General features: G+C 37.7%; 22 protein-coding genes. 17 read left to right on the forward strand and 5 right to left on the reverse strand.

Annotated elements, in window-relative coordinates:
* Positions 1-267: 267 nt before the first annotated feature.
* Positions 268-633, reverse strand: coding sequence for a DUF3127 domain-containing protein (locus AC6CH7_RS19265; protein ID WP_048907829.1), 366 nt, complete (start codon positions 631-633; stop codon positions 268-270).
* Between the two features lie 72 nt (positions 634-705).
* On the opposite strand from AC6CH7_RS19265, the gene AC6CH7_RS19270 reads away from it, so the two are divergent.
* The 5 genes from AC6CH7_RS19270 (at position 706) to AC6CH7_RS19290 (ending at position 5,384) form a co-directional block, all read left to right on the forward strand.
* Positions 706-1,893 carry a THUMP domain-containing class I SAM-dependent RNA methyltransferase gene (locus AC6CH7_RS19270; protein WP_498264276.1) on the forward strand — a complete coding sequence of 396 codons (1,188 nt, stop codon included), beginning with the start codon at positions 706-708 and terminating at the stop codon, positions 1,891-1,893.
* 4 nt (positions 1,894-1,897) lie between these two features.
* Positions 1,898-2,545: an HD domain-containing protein gene (locus tag AC6CH7_RS19275; protein WP_498264277.1), complete on the forward strand. Its 648-nt coding sequence runs from the start codon at positions 1,898-1,900 to the stop codon at positions 2,543-2,545.
* 62 nt (positions 2,546-2,607) lie between these two features.
* A complete protein-coding gene (locus AC6CH7_RS19280) occupies positions 2,608-3,636 on the forward strand; it encodes a sensor histidine kinase (protein WP_048907831.1) in 1,029 nt (342 codons plus the stop codon).
* Between the two features lie 84 nt (positions 3,637-3,720).
* On the forward strand, positions 3,721-4,362 hold the full coding sequence (locus AC6CH7_RS19285) for a DUF47 domain-containing protein (protein ID WP_048907832.1): 642 nt from the start codon (positions 3,721-3,723) through the stop codon (positions 4,360-4,362).
* A gap of 11 nt (positions 4,363-4,373) precedes the next feature.
* The gene (locus tag AC6CH7_RS19290) at positions 4,374-5,384 is read left to right on the forward strand and encodes an inorganic phosphate transporter (protein ID WP_048907833.1); all 1,011 of its coding nucleotides are present in this window, start codon (positions 4,374-4,376) and stop codon (positions 5,382-5,384) included.
* Here AC6CH7_RS19290 and AC6CH7_RS19295 read toward each other — a convergent pair.
* Positions 5,381-6,409, reverse strand: a complete 1,029-nt coding sequence (locus AC6CH7_RS19295) for a hypothetical protein (protein ID WP_498264278.1) — start codon at positions 6,407-6,409, stop codon at positions 5,381-5,383. The genes AC6CH7_RS19290 and AC6CH7_RS19295 overlap by 4 nt on opposite strands.
* Positions 6,402-6,980, reverse strand: a complete 579-nt coding sequence (locus AC6CH7_RS19300; RefSeq protein WP_498264457.1) for an RNA polymerase sigma factor — start codon at positions 6,978-6,980, stop codon at positions 6,402-6,404. Before AC6CH7_RS19300 ends, AC6CH7_RS19295 begins: the two co-directional genes overlap by 8 nt.
* 98 nt (positions 6,981-7,078) lie before the next feature.
* On the opposite strand from AC6CH7_RS19300, the gene AC6CH7_RS19305 reads away from it, so the two are divergent.
* The 9 genes from AC6CH7_RS19305 to AC6CH7_RS19345 all read left to right on the forward strand — a co-directional run bounded on the left by AC6CH7_RS19305 (position 7,079) and on the right by AC6CH7_RS19345 (position 16,679).
* A complete protein-coding gene (locus AC6CH7_RS19305) occupies positions 7,079-9,004 on the forward strand; it encodes a vWA domain-containing protein (RefSeq protein ID WP_498264279.1) in 1,926 nt (641 codons plus the stop codon).
* Entirely contained in the window at positions 8,991-9,725 is a 735-nt protein-coding gene (locus tag AC6CH7_RS19310; protein ID WP_498264280.1) for a DUF4197 domain-containing protein, read from the forward strand. Before AC6CH7_RS19305 ends, AC6CH7_RS19310 begins: the two co-directional genes overlap by 14 nt.
* A 90-nt stretch (positions 9,726-9,815) precedes the next feature.
* Complete coding sequence (locus AC6CH7_RS19315; protein ID WP_498264281.1) at positions 9,816-10,652, forward strand: M23 family metallopeptidase; 837 nt, start codon at positions 9,816-9,818, stop codon at positions 10,650-10,652.
* On the forward strand, positions 10,652-11,038 hold the full coding sequence (locus AC6CH7_RS19320) for a bactofilin family protein (protein WP_498264282.1): 387 nt from the start codon (positions 10,652-10,654) through the stop codon (positions 11,036-11,038). The genes AC6CH7_RS19315 and AC6CH7_RS19320 overlap by 1 nt, the downstream gene beginning before the upstream one ends.
* 55 nt (positions 11,039-11,093) lie before the next feature.
* Positions 11,094-12,326, forward strand: coding sequence for a DEAD/DEAH box helicase (locus AC6CH7_RS19325; protein WP_498264283.1), 1,233 nt, complete (start codon positions 11,094-11,096; stop codon positions 12,324-12,326).
* Between the two features lie 47 nt (positions 12,327-12,373).
* A complete protein-coding gene (locus AC6CH7_RS19330; RefSeq protein ID WP_498264284.1) occupies positions 12,374-13,654 on the forward strand; it encodes a replication-associated recombination protein A in 1,281 nt (426 codons plus the stop codon).
* 1 nt (position 13,655) lies between these two features.
* Complete coding sequence (locus AC6CH7_RS19335) at positions 13,656-15,128, forward strand: DUF5687 family protein (RefSeq protein WP_498264285.1); 1,473 nt, start codon at positions 13,656-13,658, stop codon at positions 15,126-15,128.
* A gap of 2 nt (positions 15,129-15,130) precedes the next feature.
* The gene (locus tag AC6CH7_RS19340) at positions 15,131-15,829 is read left to right on the forward strand and encodes an ABC transporter ATP-binding protein (RefSeq protein ID WP_498264286.1); all 699 of its coding nucleotides are present in this window, start codon (positions 15,131-15,133) and stop codon (positions 15,827-15,829) included.
* Between the two features lie 169 nt (positions 15,830-15,998).
* On the forward strand, positions 15,999-16,679 hold the full coding sequence (locus AC6CH7_RS19345; protein ID WP_498264287.1) for a YiaD family glycine zipper/OmpA-like lipoprotein: 681 nt from the start codon (positions 15,999-16,001) through the stop codon (positions 16,677-16,679).
* Positions 16,680-16,757: 78 nt separating this feature from the next.
* Here AC6CH7_RS19345 and AC6CH7_RS19350 read toward each other — a convergent pair whose 3' ends face one another.
* The gene (locus AC6CH7_RS19350; protein WP_048907844.1) at positions 16,758-17,102 is read right to left on the reverse strand and encodes a hypothetical protein; all 345 of its coding nucleotides are present in this window, start codon (positions 17,100-17,102) and stop codon (positions 16,758-16,760) included.
* Positions 17,103-17,236: 134 nt separating this feature from the next.
* On the opposite strand from AC6CH7_RS19350, the gene AC6CH7_RS19355 reads away from it, so the two are divergent.
* Both AC6CH7_RS19355 and AC6CH7_RS19360 read left to right on the forward strand, forming a co-directional pair.
* Positions 17,237-18,250, forward strand: coding sequence for a Gfo/Idh/MocA family oxidoreductase (locus AC6CH7_RS19355; protein WP_498264288.1), 1,014 nt, complete (start codon positions 17,237-17,239; stop codon positions 18,248-18,250).
* 3 nt (positions 18,251-18,253) lie between these two features.
* On the forward strand, positions 18,254-19,033 hold the full coding sequence (locus tag AC6CH7_RS19360; RefSeq protein ID WP_498264289.1) for a M90 family metallopeptidase: 780 nt from the start codon (positions 18,254-18,256) through the stop codon (positions 19,031-19,033).
* On the opposite strand, the gene AC6CH7_RS19365 is transcribed toward AC6CH7_RS19360, so the two are convergent.
* Positions 19,028-20,017 carry an alpha/beta fold hydrolase gene (locus AC6CH7_RS19365; RefSeq protein ID WP_498264290.1) on the reverse strand — a complete coding sequence of 330 codons (990 nt, stop codon included), beginning with the start codon at positions 20,015-20,017 and terminating at the stop codon, positions 19,028-19,030. The two genes, AC6CH7_RS19360 and AC6CH7_RS19365, sit on opposite strands and share 6 nt — an antisense overlap.
* Positions 20,018-20,105: 88 nt before the next feature.
* On the opposite strand from AC6CH7_RS19365, the gene hutH reads away from it, so the two are divergent.
* Positions 20,106-21,596, forward strand: a complete 1,491-nt coding sequence (gene hutH, locus AC6CH7_RS19370; RefSeq protein ID WP_498264291.1) for a histidine ammonia-lyase — start codon at positions 20,106-20,108, stop codon at positions 21,594-21,596.
* Positions 21,597-21,644 lie beyond the last annotated feature (48 nt).

Consider the following 21,644-nt stretch of genomic DNA (forward strand, 5'->3'; position numbering starts at 1 on the left):
CGAAGCATTAACACAAAAGCTTTAATTTAACAAATTTTAACAAAGGTTTAGTCATGATGATTTGCTTTATAACATGTTCTACCCAAGGCTTTTTGTTGTGCAGGACAAGGACAGAATGGGGTTTACTACGTAGTTCGTTGGGCAAAAGGTCCTTTTACCCGAAGCAGCCCCAACCTGATACGAAGCACATACGAATGTGTGCAAAAAAAAGTGCCGCCCTGAATCAGGACGGCACGGTGGTCAATTTGTTTATTTAAAAAAGATCTTTTAAAAAGGAAGATCATCTTCCTCACCCGGTGCGCTGTTTAAATCAGCTGGCGGAGCATATTCTGGAGTAGATGCCGCAGCACTGTTTGTTAATGCATTAATACGCCATACTACTAAACTGTTAAAATAAGATGTTTTTCCGGCTTTATCAGTCCACGGACGACCACGTAAATTAAATGCTACTTCTACATCATCGCCTGGTTTTAAGCTATCAAACAAAGCTGTTTTATCTTGTAAAGCCTCAAACCTGATGTATTCAGGATAAGTAGGGTTTTCTGCATATTCTATGATAAGGTCGCGTTTCTTAAAAGTCTCACTCACCTGCTGTAATGCACCAATTTCATGCACTTTTCCTTTTAATTCCATAACAAATACTATTTTATTCTACTACGAAGTTCAAATCTCTATATTTTTATTGATAACTTCGTACAATTAATTATGCAAGTTTTCCACACAAAAAGTAAGGTTATCATAACCTGCAACAAGCGTCTATCGCCGTATTTACTAGAAGAAGTTAGAGCCCTTGGCTATGACATAGTAAGGGATTTCCCTACAGGCTTAGAATTAGACATCACTTTATCTGAATGTATTCGATTAAATTTGAATTTAAGGTGCGCCAGCCAGATTTTATACTGCTTAAAGAGTTTTAAAGCAGGGAATCCGGAAGAGCTTTACCGCGAAATGGTAGATATGCCATGGGAAGAGTTAATTGATTTTTCAGGTTACTTTTCCGTTACCTCAAATGTGGATAACCCAACTATTACCACTCCGCTTTTTGCCAACTTGAAGGTAAAAGATGCAATAGTCGACCGCATTAAAGACAAAAAAGGTATCCGTCCTAACTCAGGTTCTGATGCCAATAAAGCTGTAGTCCATTTATACTGGAAAAATAATGATGCCGACGTATTTATCGATACTTCTGGCGAAACACTTGCTAAACACGGATATCGTAAAATCCCGGGAAAAGCTCCAATGTTAGAGGCTCTTGCCGCAGCAACGGTATTAAGCACTAAATGGGATCAAAAGTCTCCTTTTGTAAACCCAATGTGTGGTTCCGGAACGCTGGCCATTGAAGCCGCTCTTATTGCAACCAATCGCAGACCAGGTTTATTTAGAATGAATTATGGCTTTATGCACATTATTGGCTACGATGAACAAGTATTTTTTGCTGAAAGAAGGATCCTAAAAGATCAGGTTGTAAAAAATGTTGATCTGCAGATCATCGCTACTGATATTTCAGAAGATGCTGTAGATGTAAGTAGGAGAAATGCTAAAACAGCAGGTGTGGATACACTGATCACTTTCGAGGTATGCGATTTTGCTGAAACGCAAGTTCCCGAAGGAGGCAAAGGCGTAGTAGTTTTTAATCCGGAATATGGTGAGCGCTTAGGTGTACACTCTAAACTGGAATTTACCTACAAGCGTATGGGTGATTTTATGAAACAGGAATGCAAAGGATATTTTGGATACATATTTACAGGAAACCCTGATCTGGCCAAAAAGATCGGATTAAAAGCCACCCGTAAAATTGAGTTCTATAATGGAAAACTAGACTGTCGCATGCTCGAGTATGAATTGTACGATGGCACAAGGAGACCTGAGGGCGAAAGGCTCATTAAGGAATAAGCCAATGAACCCGATAATCGAAAAAACTATTCAATTTGTTAAGGAAACACTTGCAGATGCAGAAGCAGGGCACGATTGGTTTCATATAGAACGCGTTTACAAAACAGCTTTAACAATTAATGCGCAAGAAAAAGGTGATGAATTAATTGTTGCCCTTGCAGCCCTGCTGCACGATATTGCAGATCCTAAATTTAATGATGGTGATGAGGAAATCGGTCCGCGAATAGCTGGTGACTTCCTTGAAAGTATTAAAGTCGATTCATCAGTCATTGAACATGTAAAACAGATCATCATCAACCTAAGCTACAAAGCTAGCTTAGGCACTGTTACCTTTCATTCAAAAGAACTTGACATTGTTCAGGATGCCGACAGGCTGGATGCTATTGGCGCCATCGGAATTGCCCGTGCATTCACTTATGGAGGTTATAAAAACCGAGTGCTTTACGATCCGGAGATTAAGCCTAACCTGAATATGAGTAAAGAAGAATACAAAAATAGTACGGGCCCTACCATTAACCATTTCTACGAAAAACTCTTTTTACTTAAGGATTTAATGAAAACTCCGGCAGGAAAAAACATAGCTCAAAAACGTCATAATTTTATGCAAGAATATCTTGATCAGTTTTATGATGAGTGGGCCGGAATGAAATAAAATAATTGTAAATTGCCTGCACCCTGTAAGCGCTCTATCTTACAGTTAATTTGAGTAAAAGAATGAAATTAAGTGTATTAGTTTTAATTGCAGCATTAGCAGTTGGTATTTCGATAGGTCTTGTAAATTTCTACTTTCAGCATAGCTGGTATTTTATGCTGATGTCATTTGGCGTATCATTTTTAACATGTTTTATTGTTTTCTACTACCTGCTCGAAAAATACATTTACTCTAAAATAGTTTTGATTTATAAGCTTATTCACAATTTAAAATTGGGCAAGGACCTTAAAGATGCTCTTGGAGAATATGTGAGCTCAGATCCAATTAATGATGTTGAACAAGAAGTTAAAGAATGGGCGGGGGCAAAAAAGCGTGAGATTGACGTTTTAAAGAAACAGGAACAATTCAGAAGAGAATTCCTGTCTAACGTTTCACATGAGTTTAAAACGCCTCTTTTTGCCATACAAGGCTACATAGATACTTTGCAGGATTGCCTTGTGGATGATCCGGAAATGGCCGCTAAATTTTTAACAAAAGCAGGTAAGAATGTTGAAAGGTTAAGCTATTTAATTAACGATCTTGACTCTATCTCTAAATTAGAAACAGGCGAGATTCCAATTAACTATGAGAAATTTGACTTCGTGCTGCTCGCTAAAGAGGTAATGGAAGGTCTAGAAGACAAGGCAAAACTCAGAGAGATTACACTGTCATTTAAGGAAAAATATACACACGCTGCATTTGTTAATGCAGATAGAGAAAAAATCAGACAGGTAATGATTAACCTGATTCAGAATTCACTAAAATACGGCAGAGAACATGGTGGTTCAACCGCTATAAAGATCTTTGAACTTCATGACCAGTATTTGATCGAGGTAACTGATGACGGAATAGGCATCGACGAAAAACACCTGCCTCGCCTATTTGAACGCTTTTATAGAATTGATTCGCACAGATCAAGAGAAGAAGGTGGTACCGGACTTGGATTGGCTATTGTAAAACACATACTTGAGGCCCATCAGCAAATCATATCTGTAAGAAGTACTTTACAGATCGGAACAACATTTGCCTTTACACTTGAAAAGGTTGGCTAATCATAATTCGCTTAGTTAAAAAAACTTAACACTTAACATTAACTTAACATTGTACTCATACTTTTGTATCATATTTTATAAAAGATGAATAGTATTTTTAAGTTCTTCACCCCTAAAGACAAAAAGTTCCAACCGCTATTTGAACAGGCTGGAAGTAACGTATTGAAAATTTCTGAAGCGCTATTGCTTGCATTAAGTGCAACCGATACAGAAAAAAGAAAAGAATACATTAAGGAAGTTGAACGTTTAGAGCACGTAGGTGACGACATTACCCATTCGATTTTCCTTGAACTTAGCAAGAACTTCATCACTCCTTTCGACAGGGAAGATATCCACGCGCTAGCCAGTGCAGTTGATGATATTGCAGATTACATTCATGCTTCGGCTAGTAACATTGAATTATACAATGTAAAAAATGTTGGTGATGCAATGATCAAACTTGCTGAGCTATTGGTAGAGATGTGTACCGATTTGGATAAAGCAATTAAAGAATTAAGAAGTTTTAAAAATATTCGTGTTATTGCTGATGCCTGTGTAAGGATTAACAGCGGCGAAAATCAGGCGGACTATGTTTGTAATTTAGCAATTGCCCGTTTGTTTGAATTTGAAACCAACGCAATTGAATTGATCAAACAAAAAGAGGTTCTTCAAACTCTTGAAATGGCTACTGATAAATGTGAAGATGCGGCTAATGTGCTGGAATCTATTTTGGTAAAGAACGCTTAAACCTTCAAAAAATGGTAACTACCTTATTGGTTGTTGTAATCATCCTCGCAATAGGATTCGATTATATAAATGGCTTTCACGATGCAGCAAATTCAATTGCTACCATCGTTTCTACAAAAGTACTTTCTCCTTTTCAGGCAGTGCTATGGGCAGCAGTATTTAATTTTGCCGCCTACTTTTACTTTACAGACCATAAAGTGGCTAATACAATAGCCAAAACTGTTGTCGAGAATTTTATAACGCTTGAAGTTATTCTGGCAGGCCTTATCGCTGCCATTACCTGGAATCTCTTTACCTGGTGGTTCGGTATTCCTTCAAGTTCTTCACATACCTTAATTGGTGGTTTTGCCGGAGCCGGTATGGCAAAAGCAGCTACAGTAGGCGCAAGTGTAATGTCGGCAATTAACCTTGCTCCAATTTTAAAAGTTGTTGCGTTTATAGTTCTGGCACCGGTTATTGGTATGGTGATATCAGTTATTATTTCCATTATCATTTTACATATATCCAAAAATGCCCGGCCTTCTGTAGCTGAGAAATGGTTTAAAAGATTACAACTGATCTCTTCTGCCGCATTAAGTTTTACACATGGTGGTAACGATGCCCAAAAAGTAATGGGTATCATTTATGTATCTATGGTTGCTGCGAATGTATTACACACCGGAGATGCAATGCCTGAATGGATTCCTATTTCATGTTATGCTGCAATTGCATTAGGTACCATGAGCGGCGGCTGGAAAATTGTAAAAACGATGGGTTCTAAAATTACCAAAGTAAATGCTTTTGAGGGTGTAGCTGCAGAATCTGCAGGTGCAGTAACCTTAGGTATTACGGAACACTTTGGTATCCCGGTTTCTACAACCCACACCATTACAGGTTCAATTGTAGGTGTTGGTTTATTAAAAAGAGTTTCGGCAGTACGCTGGGGAGTTACCGTTAGCTTACTTTGGGCATGGGTATTAACCATTCCGGTTTCTGCAACGCTAGCGGCAATTGTCTACGGAATTATACATTTGTTTTTTTAGAAATCGATTACAACTGATACTTTGGAACTGCCTGAGATAGGTTGATTCCATTTGGGGCCATCCTTTAATAAACGGATGGCTTCTTTATTGTACTTCTCTTCGATGCCCCTTATAATTTTAATATTCCTTGGCTTGTTACCTTTAATGTTAAACTCAAGTTCTACAGATTCACCTTTTTTTAACTCTAGATTGTAACGATTTTCCTTAATTAAATATTCTCTAAAAGCAATCCATCCGTCAACTGGTGATGCCGTCTCAATGTTAAGGCCAGCTACTTTTCCTTGCAGCAATTGTTTTGGATTCGACAGCGTATCCTTAATCTCTTGGCTTCTAACAGTTGTGACAGATCCTACCACAGATTGTTTTCTTTGAACCCCATAACCGACCACGACTACTTCATTCAATTTAACGCTTGAATCATTTGATACCCTTGCGGCTGAAGCCGGCGCTGCCGCTACAGTCGCATCAGCAACTGGCGTTGGTTCAGTACTATTTGTTATGGATTTTGATTTAGGCTTTGAATTAGCAGCATAACTGTTAGTTTTGGCCGCTTTTATTGCTTTGTCAATCTCAGTAGAAGCTTTATCTGTACTTTCGGTTTTAAGTGTTGCTACAGCATCTGCATTTTCGATCACACGATCACTGCTCGGTTTTGGGGCTATGTTTACATCAATCTTTTTAGGTCTTTTAGATGCCATCTCCTGATAATTCACCTGCTTCATCCAGAAAATAATTCCAACAGATATAAATATCACGGCAGCTGCAGCGGCAATACTTAGGCGTTGCCAGGTTATTACTGTTGCTTTTTTAGCAGAATGATGCTCAGCAACACGTTCATGTAATTGCTTTTGAAGCAAAGAAAGGGATTCAAGAGATCGCTTAGGCGACATGCTTAAGCCAGCCAATGCTTCTGCCACAAAAGGATCTTCGAGCGCTTCACGCTCAACCCTGTTCATAGTTTTGGCATCAAGCTTACCATCAAGATAATCTTCTAAAACTGCTATATCTAACCAATCATTATTCACCACTATTCTTTTCTATACAAATTTTTAAGTTCCTCTTGCCGTTTTGGATATAGCTCTTAACTTTTAGCATATCGTAGCCGGTAATATCTGCTACTTCTTTATAACATTTCTCTTGCAGATAGAACAAATCTACACTTACGCGTTGTTCTTCAGGAAGTGTTTCCATACACTTTTCCATAACGATAAGCTTAGTCTCTTTTGTATCATCAATATCAAGATGCACAAAATCTGTGTTTTCCACAAAAGTATCTTCTAATGAAACAATTGTATTTTTTGAATTCTTACGAAGGGCCATTAAACAATGGTTACGGGATAATACATGTAACCAACTTTTAAAGTTCTGTACTTCGTGAATTTTGAGCTTAACGACAAGTTCTTCGAAAATCTGCATTACTGCATCTTTACTTTGCTCCTCGTCTTTTAAATAGTTTAAACACACACCAAATACAAGGTGCATATACTTGTTATAAAGCACACCCAATGATTCCAGATCACCGCTTTGCCTATAGCGTGTAATTAAAGCAGCATCATCCTGCTCCTGGATTTTGGCGTTATTCTTTATAAACTTCAAAGGGCCTTTCGGGTATAATTTTCTCAAGTATAAAAATATTTTTCGACACTGGTGTGGAATTTCTGCAAAGCTTACATCATTTAGAAAAACAGACGATTATGAAAAAGCTATTGTTACCAATATTTATTGTTTTGCTGTTTACCGCATTCAAAGCCAATAAGGTTTCCCTTAGAATTATTACAGGAACTGTTACCGAAAAGGCAACAGGAGCCCCGTTAGTGGGGGTCTATGTGCAATCACTACCTGATGGTAAAAGAACGGTAACTGACAAAAAGGGAAAATATTCCATAGGCATTACAAAACAGACCAAAGAGCTTAGTTTTTCCTTTATTGGATTTGAGCAAAAGAAACAGAAAATTAATGGGCCGGTAATGAATGTGGTGTTAAATGAAGATAGAAAGACCTTGAAAGAACTAGTTGTGGTCGGTTATGGGACCCAAAGAAAACAAGCTCTTACAGGATCTGTGAATTCTTATGCTCCTTCCGTGTTACAAGGCAAAGTTGCCGGACTTCATATTGTTCAAGGGGACCAGGAACTAATTATTTCGGGTCCAATGCCTACTGAGGAAAGCTATGCATCAATAAAAGAAAATCAATTCAGAAATGCCATAAAAAACCCACTTTCGACATTCTCTATTGATGTAGATGCTGCATCCTATACTAATATACGCAGATTCATTAACAATGGGGGGCTACCTCCTGCTGATGCAGTAAGAATAGAAGAAATGGTCAATTATTTTGATTACGACTATCCGCAGCCAAAAGGTAAAGACCCAATTAACATTGTTACTGAAATAGCCGACGCTCCCTGGAATGCTAGCCATAAACTGGTAAAGATAGGCTTGCAGGGCCGTAAAATTTCTACTGAGAAATTACCTGCCTCAAATTTGGTATTCCTCATCGATGTGTCTGGATCAATGGCCCGGGCAAATAAACTTCCTTTACTCGTGTCTTCATTTAAATTATTAACTGATCAGCTCAGATCTTCAGATAAGGTTGCCATTGTAGTGTATGCAGGTAACGCGGGTTTGGTTTTGCCATCCACTCCGGGTAACCAGAAGATCAAAATCAAGGATGCATTGGATAAATTAAGTGCAGGGGGATCTACAGCAGGCGGGCAAGGTATTGAACTGGCTTACAAAGTGGCTTCAGAAAATTTCATAAAAGGCGGAAATAACAGGGTGATTTTAGCTACAGATGGCGATTTTAATGTAGGGGCATCGAGTGACGACGATATGGAAAAGCTAATTGAGAAAAAACGCAAAAATGGAATCTTTTTAACTACTCTTGGTTACGGAATGGGGAATTATAAGGATAGTAAAATGGAAATACTTGCAAACAAAGGAAATGGAAACTACGCTTATATAGACAATATCACCGAAGCAAGGAAAGTTTTAGTAAATGAATTTGGTGGAACCCTATTTACCATAGCGAAAGATGTAAAGCTGCAAATAGAATTTAATCCATCGAAAGTACAATCCTACAGATTAATTGGTTATGAAAACCGTATGCTGAAAGCTAAAGACTTTAATGATGATCAGAAGGACGCAGGCGAACTTGGTTCTGGCCATACAGTAACCGCATTGTATGAAGTTATACCTGTTGGTGTAAAGAGCATTTTTTCAGGCAGTATAGATGATTTGAAATACCAGAAAAACAATAAACCTGTCATTTCAGGAAATAATAAGGAATTGTTAACTGTTAAACTTCGTTATAAACAACCAGATGGGAATGTGAGCAAACTAATTGAGCAACCAGTACTTGACAATAGGGTTCCTTTTGACAAAACCACTGACAACTTTAGGTTTAGTGCAGCGGTTGCTGAATTTGGGATGCTGTTAAGACAATCTGATTTCCGTCAGAACTCAAACTTTGACCAGGTAATTCGTAATGCGCAAAAAGCAATGGGGGATGATAATGAAGGCTATCGGTCTGAATTCATCAAATTAGCTAAATCAGCAAAATTATTGGCTAAAGATTTGCTAAGTTTGGAGGATAAGACAGCATTGAATGAAAAAAAATAAAATTTATCTGCTCGCATTAGCGGCTATAACATTAAGCAGTTGTGATGTACAGAGCCAGGCTCAAATTGGAAAGATATTAAATCAGGTTCAAACAGGTGGCACCCCAACAACAAGTGAAATGGGCTTAGGAATTAAGCAGGCTTTGGAGTTGGGCACGTCGCATGGTGCAGATCTGCTTTCAGCAAAGGATGGATTTTTAGGCAATATGGCCGTTAAGATCCTTTTCCCCCCAGAAGCACAAAAAGTAGAGAAAACACTTCGCAGTGTTGGCTTAGGTTCTCTTGCAGATAATGTAATTACCAGTTTAAACCGTGCAGCAGAAGACGCAGCAAAAGAAGCTAAACCAATATTCATTTCAGCAATAAAACAAATGACTATTGCTGATGCTACTAACATCCTTTTTGGAAGCAAAGATGCTGCAACTAACTATTTTAAACGAGTAACTACAGCACAACTGATGGAAAAATTTAGGCCTGTTATTACAACAAGTTTGAATAAGGTTGGTGCTACAAAATATTGGGGCGATGCTGCCAATCAGTATAATAAAATTCCTTTGGTAAAGCCGGTATCTACAGACCTTTCAGACTATGTAGCACAGAAAGCCATAGACGGAATGTTTATACAGGTTGCCCAGGAAGAACTGAAGATTAGAGACAATATAGGAGCTAGGTCTACTCCTCTGTTACAGAAGGTATTCGGTTACGCCGAAAAGAAAAAGTAACATTAATATCTTTGCCAATTTATACGGATGCTTTTATATAAACCTGAAAATGATATATTTGCATCCGTACAAATTTTAAATTCTTAAATTATGGCAAGGAAGAAGGATAGAACAACCATCATCTTTGTAAATAACAATCAAAACTCCAACAAGCCAATACAGGTTCCAAGCAGTTATATTTTACATTGGAAAAAATATGTATTTGGGCTATTGGGTACTTTTGTTTTTTTACTGGGACTGATAATCTATCTGTCATACAATATGACATTAGTTGAATCATCAAAAGAACTCCTAAGCAAGCAATTGCAGGAGAATAAAAAAGAAGCTACAACTCTAGATACTTCTGCATTAAAAAAACACTACGAGTCGATCGACAAGAAGTTGCTTACTATAAATAAATTTCTAAAAGCAAGGGGTATAAAAACCATTGTTAAAAACGAAGGTGGCGAAGGGAATTCTGATATTCTTTCGGTTGAGGAGATAGGTAAGTTCTATGAAGGATACCTTAATAAGATGATTGACTATGTTGCTTTTACCCCAATGGGTTATCCTCATTTCGGCGCCATTACTTCTGGTTATGGCCATCGTGAAAACCCCTTTACCGGCGAAAATGTGGAGACACATAAAGGATTAGATTTTAGAGGGAAACGCGGCGAAATAGTTAAAAGTACTGCAAGCGGAAAGGTAACCTATGCCGGTAGAAGAGGTGGATATGGCAATTGTATTGTGATCAATCATGGCAATGGATTTGAAACCTATTATGGTCATTTGTCAAGGATATTGATTAGCGAAGGAGCACAGGTAAAAGCAGGCGATAACATAGGAAAAATTGGTTCTACAGGCAGATCTACAGGTCCGCATTTACATTACGAAATCCACAAGAACGGTAAAATAATCAATCCCAGATCTTTTTTAACACTAGAATAATGTTTAAGAAAACCAAACAGTCTCAGATACCAGATATCAATCAACAGGAAATTTCAACATTAATAGGCGACGGTTTTGTTGTTACAGGAGAGCTTACAGGAACATCGGTTATAAGAATTGACGGCAAAGTAACAGGAAATGTAAAGACTGGAAATGGCATTATTTTGGGCGAAAAGGGCATTATTGTGGGTGATATTGAAACTACCTCGGCAATTATTTACGGAACGGTTAACGGAAAAGTAAAGGTGAGCCAACTTGAAATTAAAAAAACAGGAAAAGTAAATGGTGACATTAAAACTGAAACCCTGGAGATAGAATTCGGTGCACAATACAATGGAAATCTGGAGATGAAAAAGCTAATTCAGGTTGAAGAGAAAAGCGTTTGATGTGTGACAGAAAAAGGTTACTTTTATACGGATAATGCAAACAACATAAAGTATATTGGATTTTAAAGATTTTAATTTTAACCCTGATTTATTTGAAGGGTTATCGGCAATGGGTTTTCGTGATGCCACACCTATTCAGCAACAGGCAATTCCTTTAATTTTAAGCAAAAAAGATTTAATTGCCTGTGCGCAAACAGGAACTGGAAAAACCGGAGCCTACCTTTTGCCAATCATGAATATGATTGCGGGAACAGAAGAACGTCACAACAATACTTTGATCCTTGCTCCTACACGTGAGCTTGCTCAACAAATAGATTTACAGGTTGAAGCGCTTTCTTACTTCACAAACATCAGCTCTTTAACTGTATATGGTGGGGGTGATGGGATTGCCTATGAACAACAAAAGAGATCGATGCGCGAAGGAGTGGATATTATTATTGCAACTCCTGGCCGTCTGATTTCTCATCTTTCATCTGGTGTTTTAAAGCTGGATCAACTGCAGCATTTGGTATTGGACGAAGCAGATAGGATGCTTGACATGGGGTTTTATGATGACATCATGCGCATTGTGAGCTATCTTCCTGAAAGTAGACAAACTGTAATGTTTTCTGCAACTATGCCTCCAAAAATCAGGAAGCTGGCGGGAACGCTGCTAAAACACCCTGAACAAATTAACATCGCCTTATCTAAGCCAGCCGAAGGGATATCGCAACAGGTTTATCTGATACATGATGAACAAAAAGTGCCTTTGCTTTCCTCTATTCTAAAAACAGATGAGTATAAGAGCATTATTGTTTTTGCATCGACAAAAGAAAAGGTAAAAAACCTGGGTAAAGTTTTTAGAAATTTGGGGCTTAAAGCTGAAGCTTTTCATTCGGATCTTGGTCAAAAGGAAAGAGAAAGTATATTACTAAAATTCAAAAACAGACAATTGCCTATCATAATTGGTACAGATGTTCTAAGTCGTGGTATTGATGTAGAAGGAATTGATCTGGTAATTAATTTTGATGTGCCTCATGATGCGGAGGACTATGTACACCGTATTGGCAGAACTGCCAGGGCGGCAACTAAAGGCACTGCAATTACATTGGTTAATAACAGAGACAAACGTAAATTGGCAAGCATTGAAAAACTGATTGAAAAACAAATCGAAAGAATGGCTTTACCAGAACATCTTGGTGAAGCGCCTCTGGAAAGCGCTACTGAATCTTCAGAAAGACCTTTGCGTCACGATAAACCAAAACGTAAATTCTGGAAGAAAAAGCCTGCTAAAAACGCAGGATCGTAGTATAAAAACTATGATATTTTAAACTGGGGTTTTGTATCTTTACTTTTATGCAAAACCTCCCTCCTTTAGCTGAACGCATGCGTCCGCAAAATCTGGACGAATATGTCGGCCAGAAACATTTAGTAGGGCCTGATGCGGTACTAAGAAAGGCCATACAAAGTGGACAGCTACCTTCAATGATTTTTTGGGGCCCTCCCGGTGTTGGCAAAACTACCCTCGCGTATATCATTTCTCAAACACTTGATCGTCCATTCTTTAATCTGAGTGCTATAAATTCAGGTGTAAAAGATATAAGAGATGTTATAGACAGAGCCGCTCAACTTAAAAACAGTTTAATGGGCTTACCCATTTTGTTTATTGATGAGATTCATCGCTTTAGTAAATCACAACAAGACAGTTTACTGGGAGCAGTTGAACGGGGCCTGGTAACGCTAATAGGAGCCACAACAGAAAACCCTTCTTTTGAGGTAATCTCAGCTTTGCTTTCCAGATGCCAGGTTTATATTTTAAAAGCATTGGATGAAGACGAACTTTCTGGATTATTACAGACAGCAATTAAAAAGGATATTGTTTTAAAAGAAAAGAAGATCATCATTAAAGAGCATGAAGCATTGATCAGGTTATCTGGTGGAGATGCAAGAAAGTTGTTAAATGTTTTAGAGATTGCTGTGAATGGAATTGGCGGCAATAAATTAACGCTGAATAATGAAAACGTTCTGGCTCATGCACAACAGAATCTTGCCTTGTATGATAAGGCTGGTGAACAACATTACGACATTATATCGGCTTTTATTAAATCTATAAGAGGTAGTGATCCAAATGCGGCTGTTTACTGGCTGGCCAGAATGATAGAAGGTGGCGAAGATCCTTTGTTTATTGCCAGAAGGCTACTGATCCTTTCATCAGAAGATATAGGCAATGCCAATCCAAACGCATTGCTACTTGCAAACAATTGCTTTCAGGCAGTAAATGTAATAGGATATCCTGAGGCCAGGATTATCCTCTCTCAAGCGGTTACCTACCTGGCATCTTCGGTAAAAAGCAATGCTTCTTACGATGCAATAAATAAAGCTCAGGCTTTGGTGAAACAAACAGGTAACTTACCAGTCCCATTACATATCAGGAATGCACCAACTAAGCTGATGAAGAACATTGGCTACGGTAAAGATTACCAATATTCACACGCTTATGAGGGAAATTTCTCTGCTCAGGAATACCTTCCGGAAGAAATAAGCGGAACCAAATTATATGACCCCGGTAAAAATCCGGCAGAGGAAAAATTAAGAGAAAAACTAAAACAGAACTGGAAAAACAAATACAATTATTAATATGCTCATCACTTTTCTAAATCATCAATGGAAAGCCTTTTGGCGCTCTAAGAATAAAGGGGGATCTATTGCTGCACAAATTTTTATTGGCTTTATCCTTCTGTATTTGCTTGCAGTTGCAGTTATTGTTGGACTTAGCCTCGAGATTCTGATTGAAAAATCTTTCCCTGGAAAAGATATTTCCGTTGTCTTTAATGGCTTTATTTTATACTATTTTGCTGTTGAAATGATGATGAGACTTCAGTTACAGGATTTACCCACATTGAGTATCATACCTTACCTACACCTTAAAATCTCAAAACAAACCATAGTTAACTTCTTAAATGCAAGGGCACTATTTTCTGCGTTTAATATCCTGCCGTTATTCTTATTCGTTCCCTTTTGTGTAACCGCAATAGCCGATGTGCATGGTTCATTTGTAGCAATAATGTATATAGTTTCTATTATTTCCCTTACACTTTTTAATAATTACGCGGCGCTTTACATAAAGAGAATGAGCATATCCAATTTAAAGGTTATACCTATAATGCTTGCTTCGATTTTCATACTGGGACTATTAGAGTATTTTAAGGTATTTTCTATTTCAGCAATATCAAATCTCATATTTAATGTGATTTCTTCACATCCTTTAGTGGCGCTAGGGTTTAGTGGGATTGCTCTGGTAATATTTCTTGTTAACTCCAGATATCTTCGTAATAACTTATATACAGAGGAGTTAAGTAGAAATGAGGAGAAAAAAACGAGCACGGATTACCCTATTCTCGGTCGTTTTGGAGAAATAGGCACTTTAGTTGCCCTAGAGCTAAAATTAATTCTTAGGCATAAAAGGACACGATCTAGCCTCATTATGTGTGTGATCTTTGTTTTTTATGGCTTCCTTTTTTATAAGAAAGATTTTTTAAAGAATGATAATTTTGCTGCCATGCTATTTGCTGCTGTTTTTATGACTGGCAGTGTAATTAGTATTTACGGTCAGTTTATGTTTGGCTGGCAGGCCGCTCATTTTGATGGGCTGTTGGTTAACAAAATTGACTTTAGGAAATTCATTAAAGCTAAGTTTTTACTATTCACTGTAATGTCTACTTTTACAACCCTGATTATAAGTCTTTATGGTTTTATCAGCTGGAAGATTTTGGCAGTTCAGTTTGCTGCCTATCTATATAATATTGGCATAGGAACGATAATAGTGCTTTATTTTGCAACCCGAAACTATAGGGCAATAGACCTAACCAAAGCTGCAACATTTAATTTCCAGGGAGTAGGTGCAAGCCAGTGGGTTTTAGGATTACCTTATTTCCTGTTACCCTATGTAATATTTTTACCTTTCTTCTTTGTAGATCGTCCTTATTGGGGCCTTGCTGCGTTGGGAGCATTGGGGGCTGCTGCACTGCTAACCCGCGAATTTTGGGTGACCTTTTTAGTGAATCAATTTAATAAGAGAAAATATAACATTGCCGAAGGCTTTAGAGAATAACCATGATGCTAGAAATTTCAAATCTAAAAAAGATATACGGGAATAAAACCGTCGTAAATATTGAGGAATTACAGATCAATGCCGGAGAAACTATCGGCCTGGTAGGAAATAACGGAGCAGGAAAAACAACGCTATTCAGAATGCTGCTTGATCTGATTCGCCCAAATGCAGGTCAAATCCTGTCTAAGGGAGAGAATGTTGCAAAGCAGGATAAATGGAAAGACTACACCGCGTCTTATCTTGATGAGGGTTTTCTGATAGATTATTTAACTGCAGAAGAGTATTTTACTTTTATTGGAGGCCTCCATAACTTTAGTCCGGCCCATGTAATGGATTATCTAAATCAATATATTGAGTTCTTTAATGATGAAATCCTTAATAAAGGCAAATACATTCGCGATTTTTCAAAAGGCAACCAAAATAAGATTGGTATTGCCGCAGCACTTATGCAGAGCCCTGAATTGTTAATATTGGATGAGCCTTTTGCCAATCTTGACCCTACTACTCAAATTCGGCTAAAATCATTAATTAAGAATTTGAAGCGGGAGCACAAAATGACAACGTTAATATCCAGTCACGACTTAAACCATGTTACAGACGTCTGCGACAGGATTATTCTTTTAGAAAAAGGCTTGGTGATTAAAGATTTTCTTACAGATGAGAACACCTTGAAAGAATTAGAAGAATATTTTTCAGAATAATAGGTAGTTGTACTGAATTTTGGTCGCTTTAATACAAATTAAAATACGCAGTTGTCCTTTTGTAACATTTATGTTTACAAAAATTGGCGGTGCAGGACAATAAAAATAAGAAACAATAAAACTGGCATTAGGTTTGAGTTAGGCTCAAAGTAAAACAAACAATTATATTATGATTACTTCAAAATTTAAAATAGCAACATTTAGTATCGCTCTTTCTCTTGGTGCAATGGCATTTCAAGGTTGCGATAGTTTAACAAAAACACAAAAAGGAGCAGGTATTGGTGCTGCAGCGGGTGGTGTAATTGGTGCTATTATCGGTAAAAAAGCGGGTAATACAGCAGTAGGCGCTATTATTGGTGCTGCAGTTGGTGGTACTGCCGGTGGATTTATTGGTAAAAGGATGGATAAACAAGCTGCTGAAATACAGAATGCTATCCCAAATGCTGAAGTTATCCGTGAGGGTGAAGGTATTATCGTTAAGTTTGACAGTGGTATTCTGTTTGGTTTTGACAAGTCAGATTTAACTGCTCAGGCTAAAACAAATATTAAATCATTAGCTGGATCAATAAATCAATATCCTGGAACTGACATTAAAGTTATTGGGCATACTGATAACAAAGGTGCTGAAACCTACAACATGGCATTATCTGAAAGAAGAGCAGCTGCAGTTAAGGCGTATGCAGTTTCTCAAGGTGTTCCTTCATCACGCTTGATCACTTTAGGTAAAGGTTTTTCTGAGCCAATTGCTGACAATGCAACTGAAGAGGGAAGGGCTGCTAACCGTAGAGTTGAAGTTGTTATCGTTGCTAACGATCAATTGAAAAAAGAAGCTCAACAACAAGGCAAATAAGAACATTTACATCTACCTATAAAATAAAAACCCGTCGTACGATGTACTTCGGGTTTTTTACTTTTTATGATATTCTTCCTATTGGTAGATATCTTCAAAATAATGTATAGCAAGGGATTTAAGAAGTAACTCCTGCTCCATCATTGCAAACGAAGGAACCGGCTTTACAAGTTTCCAATGAGGCCATCCATCCTGGTCCAATCCTTCTAACTCGTAGAATCCCATTTCACTTAATAAACGACAGGTTGCAATATGCATGAGCTCCTCTTTTTGACGTTTACTATATTTCCCCGGACCTTTACCTAACTCCTGAACGCCAATCAAAAACAGTATAACTTTTAGATCAGGTACATCAGAATCAAATTCCTGTGCTATCTTTTGTTGCAAAATTTTCCATTTCGCATGTATTTCTGCAGGTTTCATATTACAAAGATACAATTAGACATGAAGCTTTATTACAATAATATTAAGCGTTTAGTAAAGTGATTTCTTATTTTTAGCACAATGTTACGGAGGTTATAATAGCTTCGAAGAATTAAAAGGAAATTTATATTAAAATGGAAAAAAAAATTATAACAGGCTTAATGGCCTACGGAATGTCTGGAAAGGTATTTCATGCCCCTTTTGTTGATGCACACCCAGGTTTTAAATTACATGCTGTAACTGAACGCAACCAAAAACAAGCCGCTGATGATTATCCGGGTGTAATTAGTTATAATACAATAGACGATTTAATAGCTGATGAAGCTATTGAACTTATCATTATAAACACGCCGAACTATACTCATTTTGATTATGCAACCAAATCGCTAAGTGCTGGAAAGCATATCTTAGTCGAGAAACCATTCACTGCCACATCAGCAGAAGCAAAAGAACTTTTTGAATTGGCTGATCGTATGGGTAAAAAAATATTTTTCTACCAAAATAGAAGATGGGATAGTGATTATACAGCTGTACGTGAAATAATAGAAAGTGGAAAACTTGGAAAACTGAACGAAGTTCACTTCCGTTATGACAGATACAGATTAGCTATAGGGCCTAAAACCTTTAAAGAGGAACCTATAGCGGCAAGTGGATTGATGTATGATCTGGGACCTCATTTATTAGATCAGGCGATTAGTATATTCGGGAAACCGGAGACATTCCATAAAATTCTAGGTAAAAACCGGAAGGATACTAAAGTTGATGATTACTTTTCTATCCATTTAGGCTATCCTAATAGTGTTAATGTTTTTGTTCATTCTAATTTATTATTAGTTGATGCATTGCCTGCTTTCGTTTTACATGGAGAAAAAGGTTCTTTACATAAAGAAAGAACTGATATACAAGAAGAGCAACTGTTAAAAAGAATGAAACTTTCTGACAGTGCCTATGGAATTGAACCTGAAGGAAAAGAAGGCAAATTGACATTAATTGATGAACAAGGAAATAAAACGGTTCACGCAGTACCTTCTTTAAGAGGAAGCTACCTACCATTATTCGAGGCAATCTATCAGAGTGTGGTTAATGATGTTCCCTATCCGGTTACTCAAGATCAGGTGATTACTCAATTAGAAATTCTGGAAGCTTAATAAATGGAAGGTTTATTTATTCTTATCCCAATATTACTTCTGGTAGTTTATTTTATACTTAGAAAAGATAACCGCCATAATTATGTAAGCTTAAGCGAAGGGGATAAACAGTTGCTATTTAAAAACGTAAGCTATTATCAGCAACTGGAAGTGGATGATAAACCGAGATTTGAACAGAAACTTTCCGAGTTTTTAAGCTATATCCGAATTGAAGGTGTTGGAACTGAGATTACTGTTCTAGATAAAATTTTAATTGCTTCGAGTGCCATTATTCCAGTCTTTGGTTTTGACAACTGGAAGTATAATAATTTAAGCAGTGTAGTTTTATATCCAGACACCTTTAATACGGAATTTCAATACGAAGGTGGGGAAAGAAGGGTTATGGGTATGGTAGGAAATGGATTTATGAATGGGCAGATGATCTTATCGAGGTCTGCCCTTCTGCAAGGTTTTTCAAATAGCGCAGATAAAGAGAACACTGCAATTCATGAGTTTGTTCATTTGCTGGACAAGTCTGACGGAGCAACCGATGGAGTACCTGAGAACTTATTGAAACACGAGTATACCATTCCATGGGTTAAAATGATCCATGAGGAGATACAGCGCATTGAAAATGGCAATTCAGATATTAATCCTTATGCCATAACCAATGAAGCCGAATTTTTTGCCGTAGTTTCAGAATATTTCTTTGAAAAACCGGAACAGTTTAATGCAAAACATCCTGAACTATACGACATCTTATCCAAAATATTTTTACAGGATCCGGCAAAGAAAACATTATAGACTACCTAATAGCGCTACATTAAATTCAGTAGATATTTCTATATGCGGGATATGCCCACAAGCTTCGAATTCAATAATCTTCGCACCTGGTATTTTGGCAGCAGTCTGTTTACCCAAAAGTTTATACTGTCCGTATAAAGCTTGCTGATCAGGACTAAGCAGCCCCTTTCCAACTATAGTCTTATCTTCCTTACCAATAAACAGTACTGTTGGCACCTTAATGTTATAGAATTCATAAACCACCGGCTGTTCATAAATCATAGTATACGTCATGGCTGCAACTTTTGCCCAACGTGGAAAATCACCACTATAGGTTACTCCTCCGGCAATCCGGACTAGTTCCTCATACTCGGCTTTCCAAACAGTAAAGTAAGAGCCCTGATAGTATTTCCTAATGCTTTCAGCGGTTGCCGTTAATTCCCTTTTATATTGCTCTTCGGTACTCGAATAAGGTATAAAACGACGATAATCTTCTAATCCAATAGGATTTTCAAGCAATAATTTCTCGGTTTTTTCAGGATACATTAGTGCAAATCGGGTAGCCAGCATGCCTCCCATAGAATGACCCAGGACACTAACTTTTGTAATACCTAAACCGTCTAACAACTCTTTATTCCATTTGGCCATTTGGTGAAAGCTATAATGGATAAAGGCTTTTGACGACTTGCCAAACCCAATCTGATCAGGCACAATAACCCTAAATCCCCTGCTTGTTAGTGCTTTTATAACATTTGTCCAGTAATATCCTCCAAAGTTTTTACCATGAAACAACACCACCGTTCTTCCGTTTGTAAGTTGGGTTGGAGGAATATCCATGTAAGCCATGCGAAGGTCTTGCCCCTCTGTATTAACGGCAAAATATTTTACGGGATAAGCATATTTAACATTTTCTAAGTTGATAGAAATCGTATCAGTTTTTTGAGCGAATACCGAGGTAGCTACACAGAATAAAAGAAAAAAGGATAAGGATATTGTTTTTAACATAGGTTAGTTTTAAAATGAAACAATAATAAGGTAGTGAAAGTTCTAAACTTAAGCATTATTTATAATTTTGCTAAAATATAAACAAAGAATGAGCATTCATTATTTAGGTCAGGAAAGGTTATGCCTTGCCCAGATCACAAAAATCATCGCCAAAAAGCAAACCATCGAACTATCTGGCAGTGCTATTGAAAGAATTGAAAAGTGCAGAAAGTATTTGGACGATAAACTAAATCATAATGACGCTCCGATATATGGAATAAATACGGGTTTTGGATACTTACAAAATGTAAAGATCGAGGCCGAAATGCTATCTCAATTACAGCATAACCTACTTCTGTCTCATGCTTGCGGTACGGGAGAAGAAGTTCCTGCAGAAATTGTAAGACTAATGCTTTTACTGAAAATACAATCGCTCAGTTATGGACATTCTGCAATAGCGTTAACTACGGTTCAAAGGCTTATAGCCTTTTACAACAGCGACATTCTACCTGTAATCTATACCCAGGGATCTTTAGGTGCATCCGGGGATTTAGCTCCTCTGGCACATCTTGCTTTGCCACTAATAGGTGAAGGCAGTGTAATTTACAAAGGAGAAAAGATTGCTACTGCTGATCTGTACCTTACATTGGGCTGGCAGCCACTTGTTCTACAATCGAAAGAAGGACTAGCGCTAATAAATGGCACTCAATTTATGAGTGCCTATGGCATTTACTGCATTTCTAAAGCCCAGCATCTTGCAAAGTGGGCAGATGCCATAGCTGCCACTTCAATTGACAGCTTTGATTGCAGGATAGATCCATTTGATGACCTTAGTCATCTCATAAGACCTCATGTAGGCCAGCTTCAAACTGCTGCTAATATTAGCAAATGGCTAGAAGGAAGTGAATTGATTAAGCAAAAAGGCAAACAAACACAAGATCCTTATTCGTTTAGGTGTGTACCCCAGGTCCACGGAGCAAGTAAAGACAGCATCAATTATATACAATCTGTTTTTGAAACAGAAATTAACTCTGTAACAGACAATCCGAATGTTTTTCCGGATGAGGATAGGATCATTTCTGCAGGTAATTTCCATGGCCAGCCATTGGCCTTAACGTTGGATTTTATGTGTCTTGCTTTAGCAGAGTTTGGATCAATCTCCGAAAGAAGAACTTTTCAACTGATCTCCGGACAAAGAGGCTTACCTCCTTTTCTGGTTAAAAATGCAGGGTTAAATTCAGGGCTGATGATAACACAATACACTGCGGCATCCATTGCCAGCGAGAACAAGCAACTATGCACACCAGCATCCGTAGATAGCATCGTATCTAGCAACGGGCAGGAGGATCATGTGAGCATGGGTGCAAATGCAGCCACTAAATGCTTGAGGGTTGTAAATAATTTAGAAAGAATTCTTGCAATTGAGCTCTTAACCGCAGCGCAGGCTTTAGAGTTTAGAAGACCTCTTAGAACTTCTCCTGAACTGGAGAAGTTGATTTTTGCTTTCAGACAAGAAATTCCGGCTCACGAGAACGACAGGCTGCTTTCCATAGAAATACAAAAATCCGTGCAGTTTTTAAATGTATATAAGGGGGTATGATAACTTAAAAATAAGAGAGGGGCATTGCCCTCTCTTATTTTGTTCATC

Source organism: Pedobacter sp. GQ55 (assembly GCF_059758925.1).